General features: G+C 67.0%; 22 protein-coding genes, 1 tRNA gene and 1 pseudogene. 9 read left to right on the top strand and 15 right to left on the bottom strand.

What is annotated here, in order from left to right; translation table 11 throughout:
* The first annotated feature begins 331 nt into the window (after positions 1-331).
* From U5771_RS16585 to U5771_RS16570, 4 genes are all read left to right on the top strand, one after another.
* Positions 332-3550, top strand: a complete 3219-nt coding sequence (locus U5771_RS16585; RefSeq protein ID WP_322024972.1) for an efflux RND transporter permease subunit — start codon at positions 332-334, stop codon at positions 3548-3550.
* On the top strand, positions 3540-4715 hold the full coding sequence (locus U5771_RS16580; protein ID WP_322024971.1) for an efflux RND transporter periplasmic adaptor subunit: 1176 nt from the start codon (positions 3540-3542) through the stop codon (positions 4713-4715). Before U5771_RS16585 ends, U5771_RS16580 begins: the two co-directional genes overlap by 11 nt.
* Positions 4708-6123, top strand: coding sequence for an efflux transporter outer membrane subunit (locus tag U5771_RS16575; RefSeq protein ID WP_322024970.1), 1416 nt, complete (start codon positions 4708-4710; stop codon positions 6121-6123). The genes U5771_RS16580 and U5771_RS16575 overlap by 8 nt, the downstream gene beginning before the upstream one ends.
* 110 nt (positions 6124-6233) lie before the next feature.
* Positions 6234-6491, top strand: a complete 258-nt coding sequence (locus U5771_RS16570; RefSeq protein ID WP_322024969.1) for a DUF4148 domain-containing protein — start codon at positions 6234-6236, stop codon at positions 6489-6491.
* A gap of 78 nt (positions 6492-6569) precedes the next feature.
* Here U5771_RS16570 and U5771_RS16565 read toward each other — a convergent pair whose 3' ends face one another.
* Genes U5771_RS16565 through U5771_RS16555 form a run of 3 tightly spaced genes read right to left on the bottom strand, consistent with a single transcriptional unit; the run spans position 6570 to position 9332 of the window.
* Positions 6570-7235 (bottom strand): response regulator transcription factor, encoded by a 666-nt coding sequence (locus U5771_RS16565; RefSeq protein WP_322024968.1) that lies wholly within the window; start codon positions 7233-7235, stop codon positions 6570-6572.
* 19 nt (positions 7236-7254) lie between these two features.
* Positions 7255-8646, bottom strand: coding sequence for a HAMP domain-containing sensor histidine kinase (locus tag U5771_RS16560; RefSeq protein ID WP_322024967.1), 1392 nt, complete (start codon positions 8644-8646; stop codon positions 7255-7257).
* An 11-nt stretch (positions 8647-8657) separates the two neighbouring features.
* Complete coding sequence (locus U5771_RS16555) at positions 8658-9332, bottom strand: response regulator transcription factor (protein WP_322024966.1); 675 nt, start codon at positions 9330-9332, stop codon at positions 8658-8660.
* Positions 9333-9549: 217 nt separating this feature from the next.
* On the opposite strand from U5771_RS16555, the gene U5771_RS16550 reads away from it, so the two are divergent.
* On the top strand, positions 9550-9852 hold the full coding sequence (locus U5771_RS16550) for a DUF4148 domain-containing protein (RefSeq protein ID WP_322024965.1): 303 nt from the start codon (positions 9550-9552) through the stop codon (positions 9850-9852).
* A 104-nt stretch (positions 9853-9956) separates the two neighbouring features.
* On the opposite strand, the gene cyoD is transcribed toward U5771_RS16550, so the two are convergent.
* The 8 genes from cyoD to U5771_RS16510 all read right to left on the bottom strand — a co-directional run bounded on the left by cyoD (position 9957) and on the right by U5771_RS16510 (position 19086).
* Entirely contained in the window at positions 9957-10289 is a 333-nt protein-coding gene (gene cyoD / locus U5771_RS16545) for a cytochrome o ubiquinol oxidase subunit IV (protein WP_006759069.1), read from the bottom strand.
* The gene (gene cyoC / locus U5771_RS16540; RefSeq protein ID WP_322024964.1) at positions 10290-10898 is read right to left on the bottom strand and encodes a cytochrome o ubiquinol oxidase subunit III; all 609 of its coding nucleotides are present in this window, start codon (positions 10896-10898) and stop codon (positions 10290-10292) included.
* On the bottom strand, positions 10898-12904 hold the full coding sequence (cyoB, locus tag U5771_RS16535; RefSeq protein WP_322024963.1) for a cytochrome o ubiquinol oxidase subunit I: 2007 nt from the start codon (positions 12902-12904) through the stop codon (positions 10898-10900). Before cyoB ends, cyoC begins: the two co-directional genes overlap by 1 nt.
* Positions 12905-12907: 3 nt before the next feature.
* Complete coding sequence (gene cyoA / locus U5771_RS16530) at positions 12908-13795, bottom strand: ubiquinol oxidase subunit II (protein WP_044847970.1); 888 nt, start codon at positions 13793-13795, stop codon at positions 12908-12910.
* Positions 13796-14073: 278 nt separating this feature from the next.
* Positions 14074-15600 (bottom strand): NADH-quinone oxidoreductase subunit M, encoded by a 1527-nt coding sequence (locus tag U5771_RS16525; RefSeq protein WP_322024962.1) that lies wholly within the window; start codon positions 15598-15600, stop codon positions 14074-14076.
* Between the two features lie 450 nt (positions 15601-16050).
* Positions 16051-17424 carry a hypothetical protein gene (locus U5771_RS16520; RefSeq protein WP_322024961.1) on the bottom strand — a complete coding sequence of 458 codons (1374 nt, stop codon included), beginning with the start codon at positions 17422-17424 and terminating at the stop codon, positions 16051-16053.
* 204 nt (positions 17425-17628) lie between these two features.
* Positions 17629-17722: transfer RNA gene (locus tag U5771_RS16515), tRNA-Ser, on the bottom strand.
* Between the two features lie 110 nt (positions 17723-17832).
* Positions 17833-19086 carry an aspartate kinase gene (locus U5771_RS16510; protein ID WP_322024960.1) on the bottom strand — a complete coding sequence of 418 codons (1254 nt, stop codon included), beginning with the start codon at positions 19084-19086 and terminating at the stop codon, positions 17833-17835.
* Between U5771_RS16510 and U5771_RS35600 the strand changes: the two are divergent.
* Positions 19069-19306: pseudogene (locus tag U5771_RS35600) on the top strand (hypothetical protein); the annotation flags it as partial. The gene U5771_RS16510 and the pseudogene U5771_RS35600 sit on opposite strands and share 18 nt — an antisense overlap.
* Positions 19307-19428: 122 nt before the next feature.
* On the opposite strand, the gene tilS reads toward U5771_RS35600, so the two are convergent.
* The 4 genes from tilS to cysS form a co-directional block, all read right to left on the bottom strand.
* On the bottom strand, positions 19429-20850 hold the full coding sequence (tilS, locus tag U5771_RS16505; RefSeq protein ID WP_322024959.1) for a tRNA lysidine(34) synthetase TilS: 1422 nt from the start codon (positions 20848-20850) through the stop codon (positions 19429-19431).
* Between the two features lie 43 nt (positions 20851-20893).
* A complete protein-coding gene (locus U5771_RS16500; RefSeq protein WP_006478433.1) occupies positions 20894-21865 on the bottom strand; it encodes an acetyl-CoA carboxylase carboxyltransferase subunit alpha in 972 nt (323 codons plus the stop codon).
* Between the two features lie 99 nt (positions 21866-21964).
* On the bottom strand, positions 21965-22834 hold the full coding sequence (locus tag U5771_RS16495) for a DNA-3-methyladenine glycosylase (RefSeq protein WP_322024958.1): 870 nt from the start codon (positions 22832-22834) through the stop codon (positions 21965-21967).
* 43 nt (positions 22835-22877) lie between these two features.
* Positions 22878-24275, bottom strand: coding sequence for a cysteine--tRNA ligase (gene cysS, locus U5771_RS16490; protein ID WP_322024957.1), 1398 nt, complete (start codon positions 24273-24275; stop codon positions 22878-22880).
* Positions 24276-24509: 234 nt separating this feature from the next.
* On the opposite strand from cysS, the gene U5771_RS16485 reads away from it, so the two are divergent.
* The 3 genes from U5771_RS16485 to U5771_RS16475 all read left to right on the top strand — a co-directional run bounded on the left by U5771_RS16485 (position 24510) and on the right by U5771_RS16475 (position 26427).
* A complete protein-coding gene (locus U5771_RS16485; protein ID WP_322024956.1) occupies positions 24510-25232 on the top strand; it encodes a tetratricopeptide repeat protein in 723 nt (240 codons plus the stop codon).
* A 39-nt stretch (positions 25233-25271) separates the two neighbouring features.
* Entirely contained in the window at positions 25272-25847 is a 576-nt protein-coding gene (locus U5771_RS16480; RefSeq protein WP_322024955.1) for a peptidylprolyl isomerase, read from the top strand.
* 88 nt (positions 25848-25935) lie between these two features.
* A complete protein-coding gene (locus U5771_RS16475) occupies positions 25936-26427 on the top strand; it encodes a peptidylprolyl isomerase (RefSeq protein WP_006751616.1) in 492 nt (163 codons plus the stop codon).
* Positions 26428-26431: the final 4 nt, after the last annotated feature.

Genomic DNA, 26431 nt, shown 5'->3' with positions numbered 1-26431 from the left:
GTTGTTTCATGTGTGATTCGACTATAACGGCAAGCCCCGTCTCCGCATATTTCAAGTTTGTAAGAACTGATGCGCGGCATCGCAACCGGAAGCGCCCGCTAACGTCTTGTAACACTTGACGCCCTGCCGCCCCACCCGCCTGCCCGGCCCGCCTTGCTGCGCGGGCCATCGGCCCGCTCCGTCCTTCCGCCCCTTCCTAAAACATCTTTCATCCTGGCCCGCGCCCGGCGTTAAGCGGCGCCACGCACACTGCGCGGGCCGATGCGGGCTCGCGCCGCGCTTCGGCACCTCGCTGACAGGCCGGCGCCCCGCGCCGGCGGAGACCTCGCCGATGCTGAAACTCGTCCGACTCGCGCTCGCGCGCCCCTATACGTTCATCGTCCTTGCGCTGCTGATCCTGATCGCGGGGCCGCTCGCGGCACTGCGCACGCCGACCGACATTTTCCCCGACATCCGGATTCCGGTCATCAGCGTCGTGTGGAACTATGCGGGCCTGCAGCCGGCCGACATGGCCGGGCGCATCGTCACGTACTACGAGCGCACGCTCGGCACGACGGTCAACGACGTCGCCCACATCGAGTCGCAGTCATTCCGCAGCTTCGGGATCGTCAAGATCTTCTTCCAGCCGAGCGTCGACATCCGCACCGCGACCGCGCAGGTCACGTCGATCTCGCAGACCGTGCTCAAGCAGATGCCGCCCGGCACCACGCCGCCGCAGATCCTCAACTACAACGCGTCGACCGTGCCCGTGCTGCAGCTGGCGCTGACGAGCGACACGCTGAACGAGCAGCAGCTCGGCGACTACGCGACCAACGTGATCCGGCCGCAGCTGCTGTCGGTCGCCGGCGTCGCGATTCCGTCGCCGTATGGCGGCAAGGTGCGCCAGGTGCAGATCGACCTCGATCCGCAGGCGCTGCAGGCGAAGGGGCTGTCCGCGCAGGACGTCGTGACCGCGCTCGCGCAGCAGAACCAGATCATCCCGGCCGGCACGCAGAAGATCGGCCGCTTCGAGTACAACATCCGGCTCAACGACAGCCCGCTGACCATCGACCAGCTCAACGCGCTGCCGATCCGGACCGTGAACGGCGCGGTGATCTTCATGCGCGACGTCGCGCACGTGCGCGACGGCTTTCCGCCGCAGGGCAACATCGTGCGCGTCGACGGCCGCCGCGCGGTGCTGATGAGCGTGTTGAAAAGCGGCTCGGCGTCGACGCTCGACATCATCGCCGGCGTGAAGGCTCAGTTGCCGCGCATCGAGGCGACGCTGCCGCCGGCGCTCAGGCTCGTCGTGATGGGCGACCAGTCGGTGTTCGTCAAGGGCGCGGTAAGCGGCGTCGCGCGCGAAGGGCTGATCGCCGCCGCGCTCACCTCCGCGATGATCCTGCTGTTCCTCGGCAGCTGGCGCTCGACACTGATCATCGCCGCGTCCATTCCGCTCGCGGTGCTGGCGGCGATCGCCGCGCTCGCCGCCGCGGGCGAGACGCTCAACGTGATGACGCTCGGCGGGCTCGCGCTCGCGGTCGGCATTCTCGTCGACGATGCGACCGTCACGATCGAGAACGTGAACTGGCACCTCGAACAGGGCAAGGACGTCCGCAGCGCGATCCTCGACGGCGCGTCGCAGATCGTCGCGCCGGCGTTCGTGTCGCTGCTGTGCATCTGCATCGTGTTCGTGCCGATGCTGCTGCTCGACGGCGTGGCCCGCTTCCTGTTCGTGCCGATGGCCGAAGCCGTGATCTTCGCGATGATCGCGTCGTTCGTGCTGTCGCGCACGTTCGTGCCGATGATGGCGCGCTACCTGCTGCGCCCGCACGCCGCGCATCCGGCGGCCGTGCTCGCGCCGCACGGCGCGCCGTTCCCGACGCCGCGCCCGCGCAATCCGCTCGTCGCGTTCCAGCAGGGCTTCGAGCGCCGCTTCGCGGCATTGCGCAGCGGCTACCGCGCGGTGCTCGGCCTCGCGCTCGCGCACCGCGCCCGCTTCGTCGCGCTGTTCCTCACGGCGGTCGCGCTGTCGTTCGTGCTGGTGCCGTGGCTCGGCCGCAACTTCTTCCCGTCGGTCGACGCGGGCGAAATCGCACTGCACGTGCGCGCGCCGATCGGCACGCGCATCGAGGAAACGGCCGCGCTGTTCGACCGCGTCGAGCGCACGGTGCGCGGCGTCGTGCCGCCGCGCGCGCTCGCGAGCATCGTCGACAACATGGGGCTGCCGAACAGCGGGATCAACCTCACGTACAGCAACAGCGGCACGATCGGCCCGCAGGACGGCGACATCCTCGTGTCGCTCACCGGCGACCACGCGCCGACCGCCGACTACGTGAAGCAACTGCGCACCGTGCTGCCGCGCGCGTTTCCGGGCGTCACGTTCTCGTTCCTGCCCGCCGACATCGTCAGCCAGATCCTCAACTTCGGCGCGCCCGCACCGATCGACGTGCAGGTGACGGGCCCCGATCTCGCCGCGAACCGCGCGTATGCGACCGAACTGCTGCGGCGCATCCGCACGGTGCCGGGCGTCGCCGACACGCGCGTACAGCAAGCGTCCACCTATCCGCAGTTCACGGTGTCGGTCGACCGCGCGCTCGCCGCGCAGCTCGGCATCACCGAGCAGGACGTCACCGACGCCGTGGTGGCGAGCCTGTCCGGCACGAGCCAGGTGTCGCCGACCTACTGGCTCGATCCGCGCAACGGCGTGTCCTACCCGATCGTCGCGCAGACGCCGCAATACCGGATGACGTCGCTGTCGGACTTGCGCGCGCTGCCGGTCACGGGCCGCTCGGGCGCGCCGCAATTGCTCGGCGGCCTGGCGACGATCGTGCGTGGCCAGACCGACGCGGTCGTGTCGCACTACGACATCGCGCCGCTGTACGACATCTTCGCGACGACGCAGGACCGCGATCTCGGCGCGGTGAGCGCCGACATCGAACGCGTGCTGCACGCGAGCGCGGGCGACCTGCCGAAGGGCTCGCGCGTGACCGTGCGCGGCCAGGTGCAGACGATGAACGGCGCGTTCGGCGGGCTGCTCGCCGGCCTCGCCGGCGCGGTGCTGCTGATCTACCTGCTGATCGTCGTGAACTTTCATTCGTGGCGCGACGCGTTCGTGATCGTGAGCGCGCTGCCCGCGGCGCTCGCCGGCATCGTCTGGATGCTGTTCGTCACGCGCACGCCGCTGTCGGTGCCGGCGCTCACCGGCGCGATCCTGTGCATGGGCGTCGCGACCGCGAACAGCATCCTGGTCGTCACGTTCGCGCGCGAACGGCTCGCGCATACGGCCGACGCGACCGTCGCCGCGCTCGAGGCCGGCTTCACGCGCTTCCGGCCCGTGATGATGACCGCGCTCGCGATGATCCTCGGCATGGCGCCGATGGCACTCGGCCTCGGCGACGGCGGCGAACAGAACGCACCGCTCGGCCGCGCGGTGATCGGCGGCCTGCTCTGCGCGACCGTCGCGACGCTCGTGTTCGTGCCCGTCGTGTTCAGCCTCGTCCACCGGCGCGACCGCGCGCCCCACTCCGAATCCCTGTCCCTCACTCCGGGAGAACAGCATGTCCACTGAATTCGACGTCCGTCCCCCCGGCACGCCGCGTTACCTGAAGCCGCTCGCGATCGCGGGCGTGATCGCGGCCCTCGCCGCTGCCGCGACCGGCGTCGTCGCGCGCGCGCACGATGCGCGTGACGTCGCCGCGTGGACCGCCCGCCAGGCGATCCCGACCGTCGCGACGGTCGCGCCGCAACCGGCCGCCGCCGATGCGCTGATGCTGCCCGGCCGCCTCGACGCGTACGTCGACGCGCCGATCTACGCGCGCGTGCCCGGCTATCTGCACGCGTGGTACGTCGACATCGGCGCGCACGTGAAGGCCGGCCAGCTGCTCGCGTCGATCGATACGCCCGATCTCGACCAGCAGTTGCAGCAGGCGCGCGCCGACCTGCAAAGCGCGACCGCGAACGAACGGCTCGCGGCCGTCACCGCCGCGCGCTGGGCCGAGATGCTCGCGCAGGACTCGGTGTCACGGCAGGAGGCCGACGAGAAGCGCAGCGATCTCGATGCGAAGCGTGCAGCCGTCGCCGCCAGCACCGCCAACGTGCGGCGGCTCGAAGCGCTCGAATCGTTCAAGCGTCTCACCGCGCCGTTCGACGGTGTGGTGACCGCGCGCAAGACCGATGTCGGCGCGCTGATCGACGCGGGCAGCGGCACCGGCGCCGAACTGTTCACCGTGTCGGACGCACGGCGGCTGCGGCTTTACGTCCATATTCCGCAGGACGATGCGGGCGCGATCCGGGCGGGCATGCATGTCGCGCTGACCGTTCCCGAGCGTCCCGGCACGACGTTCGATGCGACGCTCGCGGATTCCGCGCAGTCGATCGATCCGGCTTCCGGCACGTTGCTTTCGCAGTTCTCGATCGCCAATCCGGCCGGCACGCTGTTCCCGGGCGAATACGCGCAGGTGCGGATCGCGGTGCCCAACGCCGCGCACGCGCTGACGGTTCCGGCGAGCACGCTGATCTTCCGCCACGACGGGTTGCAGATCGCCGTGCTCGATGCGAGCGGGCATGCGCGCTTGCGTCCCGTGTCGATCGCGACCGATCTCGGCACGCGCGTCGAAATCGCGTCGGGGCTCGCGGCAAGCGACCGCGTGATCGACAATCCGCCCGATTCGCTCGCGGACGGCGACCCGGTGCGCATCGCCGGCGCCGCGACGACGGAGCCTGCGCATGGCTGACCGTACGCTCGCCGCATCGCTCGCCGGCGTCGCGCTGCTCGCCGGCTGTTCGTTCGCGCCGGCCTATCACGCGCCGGCCGTGCCGGTGCCGGCCGCGTTTCGCGAAACCGGCCCGTGGGTCGATGCCGCACCGGCCGACCGGCTGCCGCGCGACGGCTGGTGGCGCGTGTACGGCGACGCGACGCTCGACCGGCTCGAACCGCTCGTCGCCCGTGCGAATCCGGACCTCGCCGCCGCCGTCGCGCGGCACGACGAAGCCGCCGCGTTGTTCGACGAAGCGCATGCCGCATGGCTGCCGACCGTCGGCATCGGCGCCGAGACCGACCGCGACCGGCAGTCCGCACGCCGGCCGCTACGTGGCAGCGGACAGCCCGACGTCTACGAATCGAACACGCTCGACGCGGGATTGCGCTACGACGTCGATCTGTGGGGCAAGGTCCGCAACACGGTCGCCGCCGGCCGCGACGACGCGCAAGCCGCGGCCGACGACCTCGTGTCCGTCCAGCTCAGCCTGCAGGCCCGCGTCGCCAGCACCTACTTCGATCTCGCGGGACTCGATCGAGAAGCGGATTCACTCGCGCAAACGATCGACGCCTATCGCCGTGCGTGGCAGCTGACGGTCAGCCGTCATCGCGGCGGGCTCGCCTCGGGGCTCGACGTATCGCGCGCGCAGACCCAGCTTGCGCTCGCGCAGGCTCGCGCATCCGACATCGCCGCGCGCCGCGCGCTCGACGAGCATGCGATCGCGGTGCTCGTCGGGTCATCCGCGTCGACGTTCTCGCTGCCGGCCGCCACCGTGCTGCCCGCCGTTCCGTCGATTCCGACCGGTCTCGCGTCGACGCTGCTCGAACGACGCCCGGACGTCGCCGCCGCGGAACGCCGCGTCGCGGCCGCGAACGCCCGGATCGGCGTCGCACGTGCCGCCTACTTCCCCGACCTGTCGCTCGGTCTCGATGCCGGCTTTCAGAGCGATACGTTCTCGCCGTGGCTCGCCGCACCGAACGAAATCTGGTCGATCGGGCCGCGGCTCGCGACGACGCTGTTCGACGGCGGCCTGCGTGCCGCCGGCGTACGTCATGCGCGTGCGCAGTTCGCCGAACAGGGTGCGAGTTACCGGGCCGTCGTGCTGGTGGCGTTCCGCGAAGTCGAGGACGATCTCGCGCTGCTGCACCGGCTCGGCGATGAATCGGCCCAGGACGACGCGGCACGCGTCGCGGCACGGCAGTCCCTTGCGCTCGCGATGTCGCGCTATCGCGACGGCGCCGTCAGCTATCTCGACGTGGTCACCGCGCAGACGACCGAGCTCGATACGCAGATCGCGTCGCTCGATGTCGATGCACGACGCCTGCAGGCGTCGGTCGGGCTCGTGCGCGCGCTCGGCGGCGGCTGGCGCGACACGCGTTCATGAACGTTTCTTCATCGGCGCGCCCGGTGCCTGACGGGGCGCGCCCGATAACGTGTGTCCTGCCGGCATCGCATGCGCGACGCCGGCCTCTGCCCTTCGCACAGGAGCCCGCCATGAAGACACTGCTGTTCGCCACCCTGCTCTCCGCCCTCTGTGTCGCGCTGCCAGCCCGCGCCGCCGCGTCGCAATCCGCCGCGGCGACCGCACCGCAGACGCTCGCATCGACTGCACCTGCTGCTGCGTCATCGCACGATGTGTGGAATGCGTCGCCGGTGACGCCGCTCACGCGCGCCCAGGTCTATCGCGAACTCGTTCGCGCCGAACGCGACGGCCAGCTCGCACGGCTCAATCGCGAGCTCTATTCGCATTGATCCCACCACCGCCAAGACGCCGCGCGCGAGGCCGGCGTCCGTTCACCGCCGTCCGCAGACCCGAGAGCGTCCGCAACGTCATCCGCCGACGTCGAACCTGAACCCGAATCGTGCAACGGTCTCGATGCTCGCGGTGAACGCGTGAGCGGCCAGCTTGCGGCGCAGGCGCACGACCAGCGCATTGACGGTTTCGGGTTCGATGTCGGCTTCGCCCCATGCGTAACGCAGCACGGCATCGCGCCCGACCGGTCGCCCCGCTTCGCGCAGCAGGCATTCGACGACCCGGAATTCGCGCGCGCTGAGTGCCAGCCGCCGGCCCTGCTCTTCCAGCGCGCGTGTCCCGGCGTCGAGTCGTACCGACTCGCGCAACGCGATGACGCCCGCGCGACGCCACAGCGCACGCAAGCGTTCGTGTAGTTCCACGAACGAACACGGCTGGACAAGACACACGTCGCAGCCGGCCTGCAGCATCCGCGCGCGCCGTGCGGGCGTCGCCCCGGCGACGAGCGCGGCGATGGCCGCGCCGCCGGCCGACGCGGCAAGCCGCGGCAACATTTCGAGCAGGGCCGCCCCGGCAGCCGCATCGGATTCGACGAGCACGATCGCATCGAAGCGGTCCTGCGCCGCCGCGAAACAGCCGTCGCGCCACCCGTCGACGCGCTCGACGCCGTGCGTGCTTTCGCGGAACGCCTTGTCGAGCCGCGCCGCCTCCGGCGTCGGGGGGGAAATCAGCAGGATGCGCATCGACCGGGCTCCGGCGCGCTCATCCGAGCGAGCGCGGCCAGCATTCGACCGTGATCGCCGCGCCGGCCGGCAGTGCATCGCCGATCCGCAGCGCAAAGCCGTGAACGCGCATCACCGCCGACACGATGCTCAACCCGAGCCCCGAGCCGTTCACGTGACGCGTCCGCTCGCCGCGATAAAAGCGCTCGAGCACCGCTTCGCGTTCGCCCGGCGCGATGCCGGGCCCGGTGTCGTCGAACCGCACGAGCGGGCCGTTCGGCGTCGTGTGGAGCACGACGCGCACGCGACCGCCGGGCGGCGTGAACTTGATCGCGTTGTCCGCGAGATTGCTGAACGCCTCGAACAGCAACGCGCGGTCGCCATGAATGCCGTCGACCGGCATCGCGTCGAGCTCGAACGCCACGCCGCCCGCATCGGCCAGCGGCTCGTACAGCTCGCACACGTCGCGCAGCAAGGTCGCGACATCCACCTCGGCGAAGCCGCCGCGCCGGCGCAGCGTCCCGATCTCGGAGATGCGCAGCATCGCGCGAAAGCGCTCGAGCAGCCGGTCGGTTTCATCGCGCGCCGACGCCAGCAGCTGCGCCGACGCCGGATCGTGCGCGCAATGCGGCTGCTCGGCGAGCCGCGCCAGCATCGTATGCACCCGTGCCAGCGGCGTGCGCAGATCGTGTGCGATGCCGTCGCAGGTATGACGCACCTCGCCCATCAGCCGCTCGACTTCGTCGAGCATGTGATTCACGAGATGCGCGAGCAGGTCGAGTTCGTCGTAGCGGCCCACCGGCAGCCGCTTGCCGAGATCGCCCTCGGCGATCTGTCGCGTGACGCGCCGGATCGCCGCGACGCGCCGCATCTGCCGCATGCCGAGCATGCTGCCGCCCGCGATGCCCGCGATCAGGATCAGCACGCCGCCGATCACGAGCCCGCGGATCGCGACTTCGCGAATCTGGATGAAATGCGACAGGTCGCGCGCGACCACCAGCGTCATTCCGTTGTCGCGGTGCACGGCCATCGCGCGCGTGATCAGCGCGGGCTGACCGTCGAGCCGCACGAGCGTGCGGTCCAGCGTGCGCCCCTGCCGATCGGCGCGCAGCGCGGGCGGCGTCGCGATGTCGCCCGCCACGCGGTGCCCGGCCGCATCGAACAGCCCGTAGAAACTCGTATGCAAGTGTTCGTGCTCGAGCCGCCGGTGGATGGCGAGCGGCAGCTCGCCATCGGCGATCGAATCGAAGTAGATCAGTTGCCACGCGAGCACTTCGTCGGTGTCGCGCGTCATCGTATGCGTCGCGGCGACGTTGATCACGCCCGCGAGCACCAGCAGCGAAACCGAGAAGATCGCCGCATACGCACACAGCCAGCGAAACGTCGTCGTATGCCAGCGACGCGTGAAGTTCGCCGCACGGGCCGCGTCCATCCGTGCCTCCGTCATCCGAGCATGTAGCCCGACCCGCGCACGGTCTGGATCATCGGCACGGCGCCCGGCGGGTCGATCTTCTTGCGCAGCCGCCCCATGTGGACATCGATCAGGTTGGTGCCCGGATCGAAGTGATAGCCCCACACGGCCTCGAACAGCATCGTGCGCGTGATCGTCTGCCCCGCGTTGCGCATCATGAATTCGAGCACGCGAAACTCGGTGGGCAGCAACGGAATCTCGTCGACGCCGCGGCGCGCGCAGCGCGAAATGAGATCGAGCTCGAGCGCGCCGACCGTCAGCAGCGTCTGCTGCGGCACGCCCGATGCCTGCCGGCGGCGCAACAGCACTTCGATGCGCGCACTCAGTTCGCCGGAATCGAACGGCTTGGTCAGGTAGTCGTCGCCGCCGGCGCGCAGCCCGCGGATGCGCTCGTCGACGTCGCCGAGCGCGCTCAGCATCAGCACCGGCGTGTCGATACCGACCGTGCGCATCGCGGTCAGGATCGCGAGGCCGTCCGCGCCGGGCAGCATCCGGTCGAGCGTGATCGCATCGTAGGACGCGCTCATCGCGCGCATCATCCCTTCGCGGCCGTTGTCGATCCAGTCGACTTCGAACCCGCGCGCGGTCAGCTCGCCAACGATCTCGTTCGCGGTCACCGCATCGTCCTCGACCGTCAGTACTCGCATGCCTGTCCTCGCAATGGATGTCACGGCGCGCGCATCCGATGCGCGCGCGACTATCGTAGACGCCTCGATCGGCGTCCGGCGTTTCATGAAAATAGCTTCATCCGGCATCGTGCGAACGCTGGTGAAACATGTTTCATCCGTGCGTCGCCCGCCTGGCCCTGCGCGCCGCCTACGCTGACGTCATGCGGCATCGGGCCGCGAATTCAGGAGCCACCGGATGAAACTGTCGACTACCGTCGCCTGCATGCTGTTCGCATGCGCCAGCACCGCCGCGGTCGCGGCACCCCACCTGAGCCCGCAGGAATGCGCGTCCTACCCGTTCGTTCACACGCAGCACGACGTCACGCGTGCGGACCTCGTGCGCGAGCTGACCGAACTCGAACAGGTCGGCTACGAGCCCGCGCACAGCAGCCCCTACTACCCCGACGATCTCGACGCCGCGAAGCACCGGCTGGCCGCCGAGTACCGCGCGGACTGCACGCATGCGCTGACGGCCGACGCGGGCACGGACATACACTGACGACCGGCGCGCGCGGCGCGGCCGAAACGAAAAAAAGGCGGCACTCGCGTGTCGCCTTTTCTGCATGAATGCGCATGGAAATCGTCCGCGCGCCGCGATGCCGCTCAGCGCGACATCATGTTCATGCTGACGTTGTGCATCACCCACAGCGTGCCGACGATCAGGATCGCCGCGGTCAGCACCGTGTAGCTGAACGCCATCACGTTCCAGCGCTGGCCGGACGAACCGTTCATGTGCAGGAAGTACACGAGGTGCACGACGATCTGCACGAACGCGAGCGCGGCGAGTGCGATCAGCGATGCGTGCGGCGACAGCACGCCGCCCATCACGAGGCCGAACGACGCGGCCGTGAGCAGCACCGACAGGATGAAGCCGGCGACATAGCCGCCGACGCTGCCGTGCCCTTCTTCGAGTTGAGACGAATGCGAATGGGCCATTTAGATCACGCTCGCGAGATAGACAAAGGAAAACACGCAGATCCACACGATGTCGAGGAAGTGCCAGAAGAGGCTCAGGCACGTCAGGCGCCGCAGGTCGCGATCGGTCAGGTCGCCGCCGCGGAACACGATCTGCGCGGCCAGCACGATCATCCACAACAGGCCGGCCGTCACGTGCAATCCGTGCGTGCCGACCAGCGTGAAGAACGCCGACAGGAACGCACTGCGCTGCGGGCCCGCGCCTTCCGCGATCAGGTGCGAGAACTCGCGCAGTTCCATCGTGAGAAACGCCGCGCCGAGCACGAACGTCACCGCGAGCCATGCGAGCAGCGCGCCGCGCCGCTGCTGGTACGCCGCGAGCATCGCGAAGCCGTACGTGATGCTCGACAGCAGCAGCGCGGCGGTTTCGACCGCGACGCCCGGAATGTCGAACAGCTCTTTCGCCGTCTGCCCGCCCGCGTACTGGTGGCCGAGCACCGCGAACGTCGCGAACAGCGCCGCGAAGATCACGCAGTCGGTCATCAGGTACAGCCAGAACCCGAACACCGAATGCGACGGCGGATGGTCATCGTGTTCGAGCAGGGTTGCGCTCAAGGTTTTCTGCAACATCAGTTGGCCTCCAGTTCCACGTCGTCGACGCGCGCGGCCGTGCGCCGCGTCGGCTGCTTGTCTTCGGTCTTGCGCACCGTCGACGCAGGGATGTAATAGCCGTCGTTATCGCGCGAGCTGTAGATCACGAGCGTCGCGATGATCCCGACGAGCCCGCCGATCGCCATCCACCAGATGTGCCACACCAGCGCGAAGCCGAGCACCAGGCTGAAGACCGCGATCACGAGGCCCGCGCAGGTATTCGACGGCATGTGGATGTCGCGGAACGTCGCCGGGTTCGGCCGGCCTTCGCCGCGTGCCTTCATGTCTGCATACGCATCCAGCGTGCGCACCTGCGGGATCACCGCGAAGTTGTAGTCGGCCGGCGGCGACGAGGTCGCCCACTCCAGCGTGCGGCCACCCCACGGGTCGCCCGTCGTGTCGCAGTACTCGGGCAGATGGCGGTTGCGGATGCTGACCACCAGCTGCAGCAGCTGGCACGCGATGCCGATCGCGATCAGCACGGCGCCGAACGCGGCGACCAGCAGCCACGGATGCCAGGCCGGGTTGTCGTAGTGGTTCAGGCGGCGCGTCATGCCCATGAAGCCGAGCACGTAGAGCGGCACGAACGCGACGTAGAAGCCGACCTGCCAGAACCAGAACGCGGCCTTGCCGAGCTTCTCGTTCAGCTTGAAGCCGAACGCCTTCGGGAACCAGTAGTTGAAGCCCGCGAGATAGCCGAACAGCACCCCGCCGATGATCACGTTGTGGAAGTGCGCGATCAGGAACAGGCTGTTGTGCAGCACGAAGTCCGCGCCCGGGATCGCCATCATCACGCCGGTCATGCCGCCGAGCGTGAACGTGACCATGAAGCCGATCGTCCACAGCACGGGCGTCGTGAATTCGATCCGGCCGCGGTACATCGTAAACAGCCAGTTGAACACCTTCACGCCGGTCGGGATCGCGATGATCATCGTCATGATCCCGAAGAACGCGTTCACGTTCGCACCGGAGCCCATCGTGAAGAAGTGATGCAGCCACACGAGGAACGACAGCACCATGATCGCGCAGGTCGCGTACACCATCGTCTTGTAGCCGAACAGCGGCTTCTTCGAGAACGTCGCGATGACTTCCGAGAAGATGCCGAACGCCGGCAGGATCAGGATGTACACCTCCGGATGGCCCCACGCCCAGATCAGGTTCAGGTACAGCATCGCGTTGCCGCCGGCTTCGTTCGTGAAGAAGTGCATGCCGAGGTAACGGTCGAGGCCGAGCAGCGCGAGCGTCGCGGTCAGGATCGGGAACGACGCCATGATCAGCACGTTCGTGCAGAGGGCCGTCCACGTGAACACCGGCATCTTCATCAGCGTCATGCCGGGCGCGCGCATCTTGATGATCGTCACGAAGAAGTTCACGCCGGTCAGCAGCGTGCCGACGCCGGAAATCTGCAGCGCCCACAGGTAGTAGTCGACCCCCACCCCGGGGCTGTACTGCAACTCCGACAGCGGCGGATACGCGAGCCAGCCCGTCTGCGCGAACTCGCCGATCACGAGCGACACGTTGATCAGGATCGCGCTGACCGCCGTCATCCAGAAGGAGAGCGAGTTGATGAACGGGAACGCGACGTCGCGCGCGCCGATCTGCAGCGGCACGACCAGGTTCATCAGGCCGACCATGAACACCATCGCCATGAAGAAGATCATGATCACGCCGTGTGCCGTGAAGATCTGGTCATAGTGGTGCGGCGGCAGGTAGCCGGGCGCGTTGTACGCGAGCGCGAGCTGCATGCGCATCATGATCGCGTCGGCGAAGCCGCGCAGCAGCATGATCAGCGCGACGATGATGTACATCACGCCGAGTTTCTTGTGGTCGACCGTCGTCAGCCATTCCGTCCACAGCCACTTCCAGCGGCCGGTGATCGTCAGCGCGGCGAGGATGCCCAGCACGACCAGCCCCATGAAGGCGCCGGCCACCATGATGATGGGCTGATCGAACGGGATCGCCGATAGTGTGAGTTTGCCGAACATGCGTTACCCCTTCGTGCCGCAGGCGGCGTCCTTCAGATCGAGGACGTGGCCGTCGTTGTATTTCGCGATGATGTTGTGGAAGAGCCGCGGATCGACCGACGAGAAGTAGCGCACGGGCGCCTTCTCGCTCGGCTGCGCGACGGTGCCGTACACGGTCGCGTCGAGCCGGTCGGGCGAGGCCTTCACCTTCTGCACCCACGCGTCGAACTGTTCGCGCGGCTCGGCGAGCGTGCGGAACTTCATGTCGGAGAAGCCGCGGCCGCTGAAGTTGGCGGACGTGCCCGCGTAGTCGCCGGCTTCGTCGGCGATCAGGTGCAGGCGCGTCTGCATGCCGGCCATTGCGTAGACCTGGCCGCCGAGCTGCGGAATGAAGAACGAGTTCATCACCGAATCCGACGTGATGCGGAAGTTCACCGGCGTGCCGACCGGAATCGCAAGCTGGTTCACCGACGCGATGCCGAGTTCCGGATAGATGAACAGCCACTTCCAGTCGAGCGCGACGACCTCGACGTCGATCGGCTTCACCGACGACTCGAGCGGCTTGTACGGATCGAGCTCGTGCGTGGTCTTCCACGTGAGCACCCCGAGAAACAGGATGATCAGCGTCGGCACCGTCCAGATCACGACCTCGATCGCGGTCGAGTGCGACCAGTTCGGCGCGTAGGCGGCGTTGCGGTTCGATGCGCGGTAGCGCCACGCGAACCACAGCGTGAGCAGGATCACCGGCACGACGACGATCAGCATCGCCCATGTCGACGTCGCGATCAGCGCCTTTTCGGCGGCGCCGACGCTTCCTTTCGGATTTAGTACATCTAAATTACAGCCTGACAGGCTCAAAGCCGCGCCGATCGATATCAGCGCCGTCCAGCCTTTTGAAGCTCTTCTTTTCATCACACAGCCCGAGGGTCATTGAATCCGTTGCGTATGCCCGATGCGCATTCGATCCACGAAAGTCGCCGAATCATACGTCGCGCGGGCGCGATGAAAACCGGTGGATGCGGAAAATCATCATTGCAAAATCTGTTGTGAGACAGATTGTCGCGGGGCAATTTCACGCAGCCGGGAGGCGGCCGCGAGCCGGCCGGACGCCGCCCGCGCCAGCCTGGATGGATGTGCGCGCAACGACCGCATCGGCGTGCGATGCGGCCGTTGTGCGTCTTGTCAAACGATCAGCCGTGCGCCGCGGTCATGTCCGACTGGGCCGGCGCGCCGCCGTCGCCGGCAGGCAGCTTCGAATGGCTGGCTTCGTCGATCAGCCGTGCGACGGTCGGATCGATCGCGTCGGTGAACGGCTTCGGATCGACGCCGACCATCAGCACGATCAGCGCGAGCGACGCGAACATCACGATCTCGCGGCGGCTCAGGTCGGCGAGCTTCGCGATACGCGGGCTCGCGATCTTGCCGAACACGACGCGCTTGACCATCCACAGCGTGTACGACGCGCTGAGGATCAGCGTGAGCCCCGCGATCGCACCGATCCAGAAGTTGACGCGGATCGCGCCCATGATGACCATGAACTCGCCGACGAAGCCCGATGTGCCCGGCAGGCCGACGTTGGCCATCGCGAACAGCAGCGCGAACGTCGCGAAGCGCGGCATCACGCCCGCCACGCCGCCGTAGGCCGCGATCTCGCGCTGCTTCGTGCGATCGACCAGCACGCTCACGCACAGCAGCATCGCGCCCGCGACGAAGCCGTACGACACGAGCTGCACGATCGCGCCTTCGACGCCGATCTGGTTGAACAGGAACAGCCCGAGCGTGACGATCCCCATGTGCGCGACCGTCGAATACGCGAGCAGTTTGCCGAGATCGGTCTGCGCGAGCGCGATCAGGCTCGCATAGACGATCGCGAACAGCGACAGCGCGATCACGGCCGGCGCGAAGAAGTGGCTCGCGTCCGGCGTGATCGGCAGCGCGAAGCGCAGGAAACCGTAGCCGCCGAGCTTGAGCATCGCCAGCATCAGCGCGGCGCCCGTCGGACCGTCCGTGTAGACGTCGCGCAGCCACGTATGAACCGGCCACATCGGCACCTTGACCGCGAACGCGGCGAAGAAGCCGAGAAACACCAGCAATTGCGGCGCGAAGCCGAGCTGCAGCGTGCGCCATGCGTTCATGTCGAACGTGTGCGACTTCGCGTACAGGTACAGCATCGCCATCAACAGCAGCAGCGAACCCGCGAACGAGATGAAGAAGAACTTCACGGCCGCATAGACGCGATGCTCCCTGCCCCACGTGCCGATCAGCAGGTACAGCGGAATCAGCGTCGCCTCGAAGAAGATGAAGAACAGCAGCCCGTCCTGTGCGACGAACACGCCGACCATCAGCCCCGACAGGATCAGGAACGACGCGTAGTACTGCGCGACGCGCACCGTCACCGATTCCCACGACGCGATCACGACGACCACGGTCGTGAAAGCGGTCAGCACGACGAGCCACAGCGACGCGCCGTCGATCCCGACGCGCCAGCCGGCGTTGAACGCCGCGAGCCAGTTGCGGGTCTCGGCGAACTGCATCGCGGCCGAGTGCGCATCGAAACCGGTGACGAGCGGCACGACGGCGGCCAGCCCCGCGAGTGCGCCGACGAGCGCGATCAGTCTCGTGCGATGCGGATGACGGTCGGAACCGGCGCGCAGCAGGCACGCGCCGAACAGGATCGGAACCCAGATCGCCAGGCTCAGGAAGGGGAAATCATGCATGTCAACAGGCCTTGTGAGGGTCGCGCACTGCATCGGGAACAGGCGTGACGAAAGGAACGAAATCAAATCGACAGATAGATTTCGTGGATCGCCAATGTTGGCAAAATGTAAAGCGGAATCAGGGCAACGGTTGACGCCGCTCAAACGCAATCGGGTTAACCAGCATAAGACGATTGATTATTTTTTGCAGCGCAGCAGAGCTTCGTTTCGCGACGTACATAGAGACCGCTGATTTTTATAAGTAATTTTTTGTATTGCGGCGCGGTGTCGATCGCGTGAATCGGTGCGATGCCGCATTTTTTGTCTGAAGCCCGGTTCTTCGGAGCGCAAGGGCAGAATGCGGGGAAGGATGAATGAGAGTGATTCAAACCTTACATCGATACTTTCATTTTTATTTCGCCGCCCGGTGATCGCCGCGATCCGGAACACCGGAAGTCGCGGCGCATTCCGTCAGCGCTGATGGCTCAGCCTGTCCCACACGCGCATCGTCACCGCACGATAGTGGTTGTGTTGCGCGGGGAAATGGACGAAGCGGCTGTCGCGCGTCGCATAGACCGGCGATGACGCGAGCGACATCGCATCGACGATATAGCGGGCGTCGATCATGCCCGCCTCCAGCAGTTCGACGTAGATCGCCTGCTGGTCGCCACCGCTTGCGTAGACCGACGACCGATCGTCGAAGCTCTCGATGCGCGCGCATAGGCGTTCGACCAGTTCGCGCATCGGCGCGACGTTGCGTACGCCGATCATGCACGAGTTGATCGCCCAGGCCGTGTGGTCGGTGCCGATCACGAAATCGCGGCCGTCGATCACGCCGTCGACCGTCTGGCGCTGGTCGATCGCGAGGATGTCGGCGTCGACCCAGAACACGAACGCGTGATTCGGCAGATGTTCGCGAATCAGATGCAGCTTCGCCCAGTTCGCATCGACACCGGCCGGCAGGAACCCCGGCGGTTCGCGATACGCATGGTACGCATAGCCGTGTCGCGTGCAGTAGCGAACGAAGTTCTCTTCGTGAAGATCGCCGTAACCGGCGATGTGCGACGTGTGCAGGCTCACGAACGCGATGCTTGCGTGCGGGTTCAGGTGCCGCGCGGGCTCGCGCGTTCGTTGCTGCGCGGCACGCCAGTCGTCCATCGCGCGCGGCTGCTCGCCCTGCCCGACACGCGCCGCATCGTCGACGAGCGCGAGCACGTAGCGAAAATCGTAGTCCGGCGTCGGCGCCCATACGCCATCGATCTGCCGCCATTCGGGCGCCTGGTGGGCAACGAGCGGATGCGCGCCGACGACCCCGTCGATCGCGAGCCCGTCGCCCCACACGGTCTGGGCCGACGCGAAATAGCCGGTCGCGAGCGGCTGATCGAACGGCAGCGGCGGGAAGTACTCGGCAAGCAGCGTCGCCTCGCATGCGTGTTGCCGCTCGGGCAAGTGCATCGCCCACTTGCCCAACTCGACCACCAGCTTGCGCAAGCGCTCGCGCACGTCGGGCACGTTGCGAAAGATCATGCCGCTCGCGGCTGGCAACGGCGACTTCGAGGTCTGCGTCGTGACGATCGCGTCATAACCGTCCGCGACATCCGGCAACGCATGCTGGCCGAACACGACCGAGAACGGATCGAGCACGAGCAGCAACGCGCCCTGCTCCATCGCGACGAGCTGCGCGATGATCGCGTGGTACTTGTGCAGCACCTGCTGGCGCTCGCCGTACACATGCGTGCCGTCGACGATTGCGTGCCGGTAGCCGCGGCCCCGCGCGTAACGTTCGTGATTGTCGACGAGCCCGTCGACGGGGCGGTGCGAAAGGATGGTCAGTACGGAATGCATGCGTGCCGGAACTCCAGATTGAGCCGCGCGAGGCGATATGCCTATTTAGCGCATGAGCGTCGCTCAAGTCGAGCATTGATTGGCTGTCCGGACGAAGCGTGGCGCCGAACGGAGAGTCTGGAACCGAAGCGGGAGAAGCGAGAGAAGCGGGAAAAAGAAAAAGCCCCGCAAGTCCGAGAACTTGCGGGGCTTTGTCACCGCTTTTGGCGGAGACGGAGGGATTCGAACCCTCGATCCAGGTTTTGGCCCAGATGCTCCCTTAGCAGGGGAGTGCCTTCGACCTCTCGGCCACGTCTCCCAAACTTTCGCTCGCACTAGGGAGGCAGTGCGACGAGAACAAGATCATATAGGGTTTGGAGCCGTTGGTCAATTTCCATGATGCATTTTCTTCAATGCATCACAAAAAATTCACGCCGGCTGATCGAGCTCGAATGCCTTGTGCAGCGCGCGGACGGCCAGTTCCATGTATTTCTCGTCGATCAGCACCGAAATCTTGATTTCGGACGTCGAGATCATCTGGATGTTGATGCCCTCTTCCGACAGCGTGCGGAACATCTTGCTCGCGACGCCCACGTGCGAACGCATGCCGACGCCGACGACCGACACCTTCGACACCTTCGGGTCGCCCTGCACGCGCTCGGCGCTCACATGGCCCTGCACCTGGTTGGTGAGGATGTCCATTGCCTTCTGGTAGTCGCCGCGGCCGACCGTGAACGTGAAGTCGGTCTTCCCTTCGACGCTCTGGTTCTGGATGATCATGTCGACGTCGACGTTCGCGTCGGCCACCGGGCCGAGGATCTGATACGCGATGCCCGGCTTGTCGGGCACGCCCATCACCGCAATGCGTGCTTCGTCGCGCTGGAACGCGATGCCGGAAATGACTGCCTTTTCCATGGTCTCGTCTTCTTCAAAAGTAATCAGGGTGCCCGAGCGCATTTCTTCGTCGAGCGCAATCAGCGGATCGGTCAGGCTCGACAGCACGCGCGTCTTCACCTGGTATTTGCCGGCGAATTCGACCGAGCGGATCTGCAGGACCTTCGAGCCGAGGCTGGCCATTTCCAGCATTTCCTCGAACGTCACGCGATCGAGGCGTCGCGCCTCTTCGACCACGCGCGGGTCGGTCGTGTAGACGCCGTCGACGTCCGTGTAGATCAGGCACTCTTCGGCATCCAGCGCGGCCGCGACCGCCACTGCCGACGTGTCCGAGCCGCCACGGCCCAGCGTCGTGATGTGGCCGTCCGGATCGACACCCTGGAAGCCCGTGATGATCACGACCTTGCCGCCGTTCAGATCGGCCTTCACGCGCTCGTCGTCGATCGAGTGGATCCGTGCCTTCGTGAACGCGCTGTCCGTCTTGATCGGCACTTGCCAACCGGCATAGCTCACGGCCTCGACGCCGATTTCCTGCAGCGCGATCGACAGCAGGCCGACGCTGACCTGCTCGCCGGTCGACGCGATCATGTCGAGCTCACGCGGGCTCGGCTGGCTCGAAATCTCTTTCGCGAGACCGAGCAGACGGTTGGTTTCGCCGGACATCGCGGACGGCACGACCACCATCTGGTGCCCGGCCTGATGCCATTTTGCGACGCGTTTCGCGACGTTCTTGATGCGCTCGACCGAGCCCATCGAAGTGCCGCCGTATTTGTGTACGATGAGTGCCATTGTCGTTCTGAACTGAAGGAGAAGCCGCACGGGCGCGCTGGGCAGGCCGCGTTGCCGTTCGGTCACGCGGCTTGTGGCTGTGGACGGACGACGAGGGGGACGGCTGGGACGCAACACGCAAGCGTGACGGATTTTGCCCGGAAGGCCGATCAGGCCGCGCAAACCGGGTACGTCACGCGGAAAACCTGCACAAATCGCTCAAAAATCGAGCCGAGCAAACGTCCGAGCGTACCCGATAGAGGCCCGCTTGACAAGCCGCTCGCCGGTTCGGCAAGCGTTCCGGCGCTGTTTACCAAATGGTGAAAACCGGCGCGCGATCGCGCGGCCGGAAGCGTGCCGCCGCTACGCGATCAGCAGGTCGGGACGCCACTCGATCCGGCGCCACCCGCCGTCGCCGGGCAGCCCGTCGCCGGAAAGCCCGTCGCCGTGATTCACACCGAGCCGCGGCACGTAGACGAGCCGGTCGCCCGCGAACAACAGCGGCACGTCGCGCTGCCAGGCCGGCACGCCGCGCTCCTGGAACAGGTTCTTCAGCGTGCGGCCCGGCCCGCCGGGCGACGTACGCAGCCGCTCGCCGCCCGCGCGGGCGCGCGCGGCCAGCACGGCAGCGCGCAGCAACGCCTCCGGCACCGCGCCGTCGCTGCCGGCCTCGGCCGGCGCGAACACGAACGTGCCGCGCCATGCCGGCACGCGCCAGACTTCCTGGCCGTCCCACGCGAGCGAGGATTCGGGATGCGGCGTTCCGGTGCCGTCGTCGGCCGGCTCGGCACTGTCGCCCGCCTCCCAGTACACGGTATCGCGATAGAGCCGCAGGCACTGCCCCGCGTGATCGACCCGCAGCGCATGCGCGTCGTGCGCGGCCCGCAGTTGCCGCATCATGTTCGCGAGCCGGCCCGCCGACGCACCGGGCAGCCCGAGCCGGCGCATCCAGAAACGCAACAGATTCGCGCCGCGCGTGTCGTCGAACGCGACCAGCGCATCGCGCGACAGTGCGCGGCCGTCGTCGCGCGCGGCGCCGGCGAAATCGAGTTCGGCCAGATCGTCGAGCAGCCGTTGCGCGGCGGCCGCATGCTGGGCCGCGCGGCCCAGCGCATCGCGAAAGCCCGGGAAGTGCACGGCGAGCGCCGGCAGCACGTCGATGCGCAGCGCATTGCGCGCGTAGCGCGTGTCGCCGTTCGATTCGTCGTCGATCCACGTGAGCGCGCGCTGCGCCGCATAGCGTTCCAGTTGCGCACGCAACAATCGCAACAGCGGGCGCACGCGCTCGACGCTCACGCCGTCAGGGCGATAGCGCGGCGCCATCGCGGCCAGGCCCGCGATCCCCGCGCCGCGCAACAGCTGCAGCAGCACGGTCTCGGCCTGGTCGTCCGCATGCTGCGCGACCCAGAGCGCCGCCACGCCGTGGCGCTCGCACATCGCATCGAGTGCCGCATAGCGGCGCTCGCGCGCGGTCGCCTCGATGCCGAGGCCGCTGTCGCGCGGCACATCGACACGCTCCGACTCGAACGCGACGCCGAGTTGCGCGGCCGTCGCCTGCGCATGCGCGACCCATGCGTCGGCGTTCGCGCTCAGGCCGTGATGCACGTGCAGCGCGACGCAACGCGCCGCGCCCGCCACGCGCACGGCCGCGTCGAGCAACACCGTCGAGTCGAGGCCGCCGCTGTACGCGATCGCGATGCGCGCATCGGCCGGCAGATCGGCAAGCGCAACGCCGACCGCGTCGAGAACGGCGCGGTCGGCGGAGAATTCGGTCGGGGGGATCACGAGACAGACGCGCGCCGGACGGCGCGCGATGCGAACACGCCGGTCATGCGCCGGGCGTGGTTTCCTTGAACTTGCCGTAGGCCATCAGGCGCTCGAAGCGGCGCTCGCGCAGCGCATCGATGCTCATGCCCTGGAACTGGCGCAGCGAATCGGCGAGCGCGCGGCGCAGCAGCGCGGCCATGCCCTTCGGATCGCGATGCGCGCCGCCGAGCGGCTCGTTGATGATCTTGTCGATCAGGCCAAGCGCCTTCAGGCGATGCGCGGTCAGGCCCAACGCTTCCGCGGCCTCGGGCGCCTTCGCGGCGCTCTTCCACAGGATCGACGCGCAGCCTTCCGGCGAGATCACCGAATAGGTCGAGAACTGCAGCATCATCACGGTGTCGGCCACGGCGATCGCGAGCGCGCCGCCCGAACCGCCCTCGCCGATCACGGTCGTGATGATCGGCGTCTTCAGTTCGGCCATCACGTACAGGTTGCGGCCGATCGCTTCCGACTGGCCGCGCTCTTCCGCGCCGATGCCCGGATACGCGCCCGGCGTGTCGACGAACGTGAAGATCGGCAGCCCGAACTTCTCGGCGAGACGCATCAGGCGCTCGGCCTTGCGATAGCCTTCCGGACGCGGCATCCCGAAGTTGCGCGCGGCGCGCTCCTTCGTGTCGCGGCCCTTCTGGTGGCCGATCACCATGCACGGATGACCGCCGAAGCGCGCGAGGCCGCCGACGATCGACAGGTCGTCCGCGAACGCGCGGTCGCCATGCAGCTCGTGAAAATCGGTAAACAGTTCCGCAACGTAATCGAGCGTATACGGACGCTGCGGATGCCGCGCGATCTGCGAGACCTGCCACGGCGACAGGTTCGCGTAGAGGTCCTTCGTCAGTTGCTGGCTTTTCTTCGACAGCCGCTCGATTTCTTCCGAAATATCGACAGCCGAGTCGTCCTGCACGAATCGCAGCTCTTCGATCTTGGCCTCGAGTTCGGCGATCGGCTGTTCGAAATCCAGAAACGTGGTCTTCATGTGTTCGAATCCTTGGGTCTTGCGGCAGCGCGTATTCTACCCGCGCGGGCGACACGCAAGACCGGCTCTCAACTATTGATGTTTAAAACCCGATAGCCGTCAATCGGCGTCGGCGTCCTGTGCGTCGAGGCTGCGCCACATATACCAGGTCGCGACGGTACGCCACGGCTCCCAGTTGGCGGCCACTTCGCGCGCCTCGCTGCGCGTGACGGGCTCCCCGCTGAAGTAATTGACGCTGATCGCACGGATCAGGCCCGGGTCGTCGAGCGGCAAGACGTCCGGCCGCGACAGGTTGAAGATCAGGAACATCTCGGCCGTCCAGCGACTGATGCCGCGGATCTGCGTGAGTTCCGCGATCACGTCCTCGTCGTCCATCGACGTCCATTTGTCGACGTGCAGCGCGCCGGACACGAAGTGTTGCGCGAGATCGAGAATATATTCCGTCTTGCGCTTCGACAGCCCGCACGCGATCAGCTTGTCCGCGCCGAGCCGGATGACCGGCTGCGGTGCGAGTTTCGGACACGCATCCTCGATGCGCGCCCACAGCGCCTGCGCGGACGGCACCGAGATCTGCTGGCCGACGACCGAACGCGCGAGCGTGACGAACGGATCGCCGCGCTTCACGAGATGCGCGGGGCCGAACTTCGGGATCAGCTTCTTCAGGATGCGGTCGCGCTTGACGAGATCGGCGCACGCCTTGTCCCAGTATGCGGGACGCACGACGCCATCGGCGCCGTCGACTGCCGCATCGGATGCACGCACCTTGCGGGCCGCGTCGGCGGCCGCCATCGCGACCTCCGGCTGCGCCGCGTCCGCGCCCTTCGCGCGCGCCGGCTTCGCATGACCGTTGAGCGCGCCGTTCGGCGCGGCGCGCGTCGCGTCCGACTTCGCCGCCGGCGCGCGCTTGGCTGCCGGACGCGCGGCGAGCGGAGTCGCACGCCTGACCGGCGCTTTTCTGGCCGTTGCCATCTTGCCTCCTACCTGACGGATCGGTCAGTGGAACGCGCCGCGCTCATACGCGACGCCATTCGGTCGATCCGCCCGGTTTGTCTTCAAGTGCGATACCGGATTCGAGCAGTTCCGCCCGAATCCGGTCCGCTTCGGCATAGTCCTTCGCTTGCTTCGCCGCGACGCGCGCGGCGATCTTCGCTTCGATTTCGTCGGCTGCGAGCCCGCCCGCCTGCGCGGCACCGGTGCCCTGCTGCAGGAACACGCGCGGTTCGCGGCCGAGCAGGCCCAGGAGGCCCGCCAGCTGTTTCAGTTGCCGCGCGAGCGACGCATCGCGCGTGCGATTGACTTCGCCCGCCAGTTCGAACAGCGTCGCCACCGCGACCGGCGTGTTGATGTCGTCGTTCATCGCGGCCGCGAAACGCTGCGCATGCGGCTCGTTCCAGTCGAGCGCGAGCGTGTCGGGCTCGACATCCTTCAGCGCCGTGTACAGGCGCGTGAGCGACGCGCGCGCATCGTCGAGATGCACGTCGCTGTAGTTGAGCGGCGACCGGTAGTGCGTACGCACGATGAAGAAGCGCATCACCTCGGCGTCGTACCGCTCGAGCACTTCGCGGATCGTGAAGAAGTTGCCGAGCGATTTCGACATCTTCTCGTTGTCGACCTGCACGAAGCCGTTGTGCATCCAGTAATTGACGAACGTCTGGCCGGTCGCGCCTTCGCTCTGCGCGATCTCGTTCTCGTGGTGCGGGAATTGCAGGTCCTGCCCGCCGCCGTGGATGTCGAAATGCTCGCCGAGCAGCGTGCAGCCCATCGCGGAGCACTCGATGTGCCAGCCCGGCCGGCCCATCCCGTACTTCGATGCCCACGACGCGCCATCCGGATCGTCCGCCTTCGCGCGCTTCCACAGCACGAAATCGAGCGGGTCTTGCTTCGCGTCGTTCGCGGCGACGCGTTCGCCCGCGCGCAGGTCGTCGAGCGACTTGCCCGACAGCTTCCCGTAGTTCGCGAACTTGCGCACCGAATAGTTGACGTCGCCGTCGGTCGCCTGGTACGCGTAGCCGTTCGTCTCGAGCTTCTCGATCATTCCGAGCATCTGCGGAATGAACTGCGTCGCGCGCGGCTCGATGTCGGGCCGCTGGATGCCGAGCGCGGCTTCATCCTCGTGCATCGCGCCGATGAACCGGTCGGTCAGCGACTTGATCGTCTCGCCGTTCTCGACCGCGCGGCGGATGATCTTGTCTTCGATGTCGGTAATGTTGCGCACGTACGTGACCCGATAGCCGATCGCACGCAACCAGCGCTGGACGAGGTCGAACACGACCAACATGCGCGCGTGGCCCACGTGACAATAGTCGTAGACGGTAATCCCGCATACGTACATCCGCACTTCGCCGGGCTGGCGCGGCACGAAAACTTGCTTGTCACGCGCGAGCGTGTTGTAGATGCGCAGTGATTCCATAGAGATGAACCGTGAGCCGAAGGAAACCGCCCTGGCGAAGCTCGCCCAGCATGCGAAACGGACGGACCACCTGCCGCGGCACGACACCGCGCGTCCTCGATATCACATGGGGCGGTCAGGCTGCAAGCACAGCGGTGACGGCCACGAGAGGCAAAGAAAGACTGTCTGCGGCTCGCCGGAACGCGCAGACGTTTTGTTAGAATGGCTCGGAGTATAACATTCCGATTTACGCCTATGAAACCTCATCGCGGCCGCGCGCCGAGCGCTGCGACCCTCGTTGCGACCGCCGTCATGGGCGTCGCACTGACGCTTTTCGCGGCCCCCGCGGCACATGCGCAAAAGGCCCCGGCCACCGCCGACGGCACGCCCGAAATCGACGCGTCGATCACCGGCAAGCAGTGGAAACAGGCGCTCGCGCAGCTCGACGCGCGCATCGCGGCGAATCCGCACGACGTGCAGGCGCAGTTCAAGCGCGGCACCGTGCTCGCGCGCCTGAACCGCGACGACGACGCCATCCAGCAGTTCGTCGCGATCACGCAGGCCTACCCCGAACTGCCCGAGCCGTACAACAACCTCGCGGCGCTGTACGCGAAGCACGGCCGCTACGACGAAGCGCGCAGCGCGCTCGTGACCGCGACGCAATCGAACCCGAGCTACTCGCTCGCGTACGAGAACCTCGGCGACCTCTACCTGCGCCTCGCGGCCGAATCGTACAAGCGCGCGCAATCGCTCGGCCGCACGAGCGGCGCGACCGCCCAGCGCCTCGCCGACCTGCAGAAGATCGTGTCGCCGCCGAAGCCGGCGGCGAACGCGCGCGCCGTCACGCCGGCCACGCGCGCCTACACCGATCGCGCCGCCGCGAACATGAGCACCACCACGCTGCCGATGTCGCCGACGTTCCAGTTCAACGGTCCGTCCGGCGCGCTGACGGCGCCGTACGTCGCGCCGTCGCAGTAAGCGGCGCAACCTTCCTTCCCTCCCAACCTGAGGATCGCAATGAAACGTCTGTTGCTGGCGCTTGGCGGCGCCGCCCTTCTCGCGACCGCGCCCGCGTTCGCGCAATCGGCCACCGCGCACCCCGTCGTGCAGCTGAAGACCTCGCAGGGCGACATCCGCGTCGAGCTCTACCCGGAGAAGGCGCCGAAGACGGTCGCCAACTTCCTCGACTACGTGAAGGCCGGCCAGTACAACGGCACGGTCTTCCATCGCGTGATCAAGGGCTTCATGATCCAGGGCGGCGGCTACAAGACCAACTTCGAGGAGAAGCCGACCCGCGCGCCGATCCCGCTGGAAAGCCGCAATGGTCTGAAGAACCTGACGGGCACGATCGCGATGGCACGTACCAGCGATCCGAACTCGGCCACCGCGCAGTTCTTCATCAACACGGTCGACAACAGCGGCCTCGACTACCCGAACCCGGACGGCAACGGCTATGCGGTGTTCGGCAAGGTCGTGTCGGGTCTCGACGTCGTGAAGAAGATCGAAGGCGTGGCGACGACCTCGCGCGGCCCGATGCAGGACGTGCCGGCCCAGCCGGTCCTGATCGAATCGGCCAGCGTCGTCTCGAAATAAGCACCTGCCGGCACGTCCGGCGCCACACGCGGCCGCGTCGCCAGACCGGCCGCGTGCCATTTAAACTGCCTTACCGAAGGAATTCATCATGGTTGAACTGCACACGAACCACGGCGTGATCAAGCTCGAGCTGGACGCCGCGAAGGCACCGAAGACGGTCGAGAACTTCCTCAACTACGTGAAGAAGGGCCACTATGACGGCACGGTGTTCCACCGCGTGATCAACGGCTTCATGATTCAGGGCGGCGGCTTCGAGCCGGGCCTGAAGCAGAAGCCGACCGACGCGCCGATCGACAACGAAGCGAACAACGGCCTGAAGAACGACAACTACACGATCGCGATGGCGCGCACGAACGATCCGCACTCGGCGACCGCCCAGTTCTTCATCAACGTGAACGACAACGACTTCCTGAACCACTCGTCGCCGACGCCGCAGGGCTGGGGCTACGCGGTGTTCGGCAAGGTCGTCGAAGGCCAGGACGTGGTCGACAAGATCAAGGGCGTCAAGACGGGCAACGCGGGCTTCCATCAGGACGTGCCGGCTGACGACGTCGTGATCGAAAAGGCCGTGGTGGTCTGACGCA

Origin of the sequence: Burkholderia sp. BCC1977 (assembly GCF_905339595.1) — a bacterium.
Lineage (GTDB): Bacteria > Pseudomonadota > Gammaproteobacteria > Burkholderiales > Burkholderiaceae > Burkholderia.
This window is presented reverse-complemented; position numbering and strand designations above follow the sequence as displayed.

Bases quoted from the DNA above. Each gene is read 5' to 3' on its own strand.
- U5771_RS16495 (WP_322024958.1), bottom strand. From the start codon at position 22,834: ATGGCAACGGCCAGAAAAGCGCCGGTCAGGCGTGCGACTCCGCTCGCC.
- cyoA (WP_044847970.1), bottom strand. From the start codon at position 13,795: ATGAAAAGAAGAGCTTCAAAAGGCTGGACGGCGCTGATATCGATCGGC.
- U5771_RS16585 (WP_322024972.1), top strand. From the start codon at position 332: ATGCTGAAACTCGTCCGACTCGCGCTCGCGCGCCCCTATACGTTCATC.
- U5771_RS16475 (WP_006751616.1), top strand. From the start codon at position 25,936: ATGGTTGAACTGCACACGAACCACGGCGTGATCAAGCTCGAGCTGGAC.
- U5771_RS16500 (WP_006478433.1), bottom strand. From the start codon at position 21,865: ATGAAGACCACGTTTCTGGATTTCGAACAGCCGATCGCCGAACTCGAG.
- cyoD (WP_006759069.1), bottom strand. From the start codon at position 10,289: ATGGCCCATTCGCATTCGTCTCAACTCGAAGAAGGGCACGGCAGCGTC.
- U5771_RS16560 (WP_322024967.1), bottom strand. From the start codon at position 8,646: ATGGACGCGGCCCGTGCGGCGAACTTCACGCGTCGCTGGCATACGACG.
- U5771_RS16570 (WP_322024969.1), top strand. From the start codon at position 6,234: ATGAAGACACTGCTGTTCGCCACCCTGCTCTCCGCCCTCTGTGTCGCG.
- U5771_RS16550 (WP_322024965.1), top strand. From the start codon at position 9,550: ATGAAACTGTCGACTACCGTCGCCTGCATGCTGTTCGCATGCGCCAGC.
- U5771_RS16525 (WP_322024962.1), bottom strand. From the start codon at position 15,600: ATGCATGATTTCCCCTTCCTGAGCCTGGCGATCTGGGTTCCGATCCTG.
- cyoC (WP_322024964.1), bottom strand. From the start codon at position 10,898: ATGTTGCAGAAAACCTTGAGCGCAACCCTGCTCGAACACGATGACCAT.
- U5771_RS16555 (WP_322024966.1), bottom strand. From the start codon at position 9,332: ATGCGAGTACTGACGGTCGAGGACGATGCGGTGACCGCGAACGAGATC.
- U5771_RS16565 (WP_322024968.1), bottom strand. From the start codon at position 7,235: ATGCGCATCCTGCTGATTTCCCCCCCGACGCCGGAGGCGGCGCGGCTC.
- U5771_RS16510 (WP_322024960.1), bottom strand. From the start codon at position 19,086: ATGGCACTCATCGTACACAAATACGGCGGCACTTCGATGGGCTCGGTC.
- cysS (WP_322024957.1), bottom strand. From the start codon at position 24,275: ATGGAATCACTGCGCATCTACAACACGCTCGCGCGTGACAAGCAAGTT.
- cyoB (WP_322024963.1), bottom strand. From the start codon at position 12,904: ATGTTCGGCAAACTCACACTATCGGCGATCCCGTTCGATCAGCCCATC.
- U5771_RS16575 (WP_322024970.1), top strand. From the start codon at position 4,708: ATGGCTGACCGTACGCTCGCCGCATCGCTCGCCGGCGTCGCGCTGCTC.
- U5771_RS16580 (WP_322024971.1), top strand. From the start codon at position 3,540: ATGTCCACTGAATTCGACGTCCGTCCCCCCGGCACGCCGCGTTACCTG.
- U5771_RS16485 (WP_322024956.1), top strand. From the start codon at position 24,510: ATGAAACCTCATCGCGGCCGCGCGCCGAGCGCTGCGACCCTCGTTGCG.
- U5771_RS16520 (WP_322024961.1), bottom strand. From the start codon at position 17,424: ATGCATTCCGTACTGACCATCCTTTCGCACCGCCCCGTCGACGGGCTC.
- U5771_RS16480 (WP_322024955.1), top strand. From the start codon at position 25,272: ATGAAACGTCTGTTGCTGGCGCTTGGCGGCGCCGCCCTTCTCGCGACC.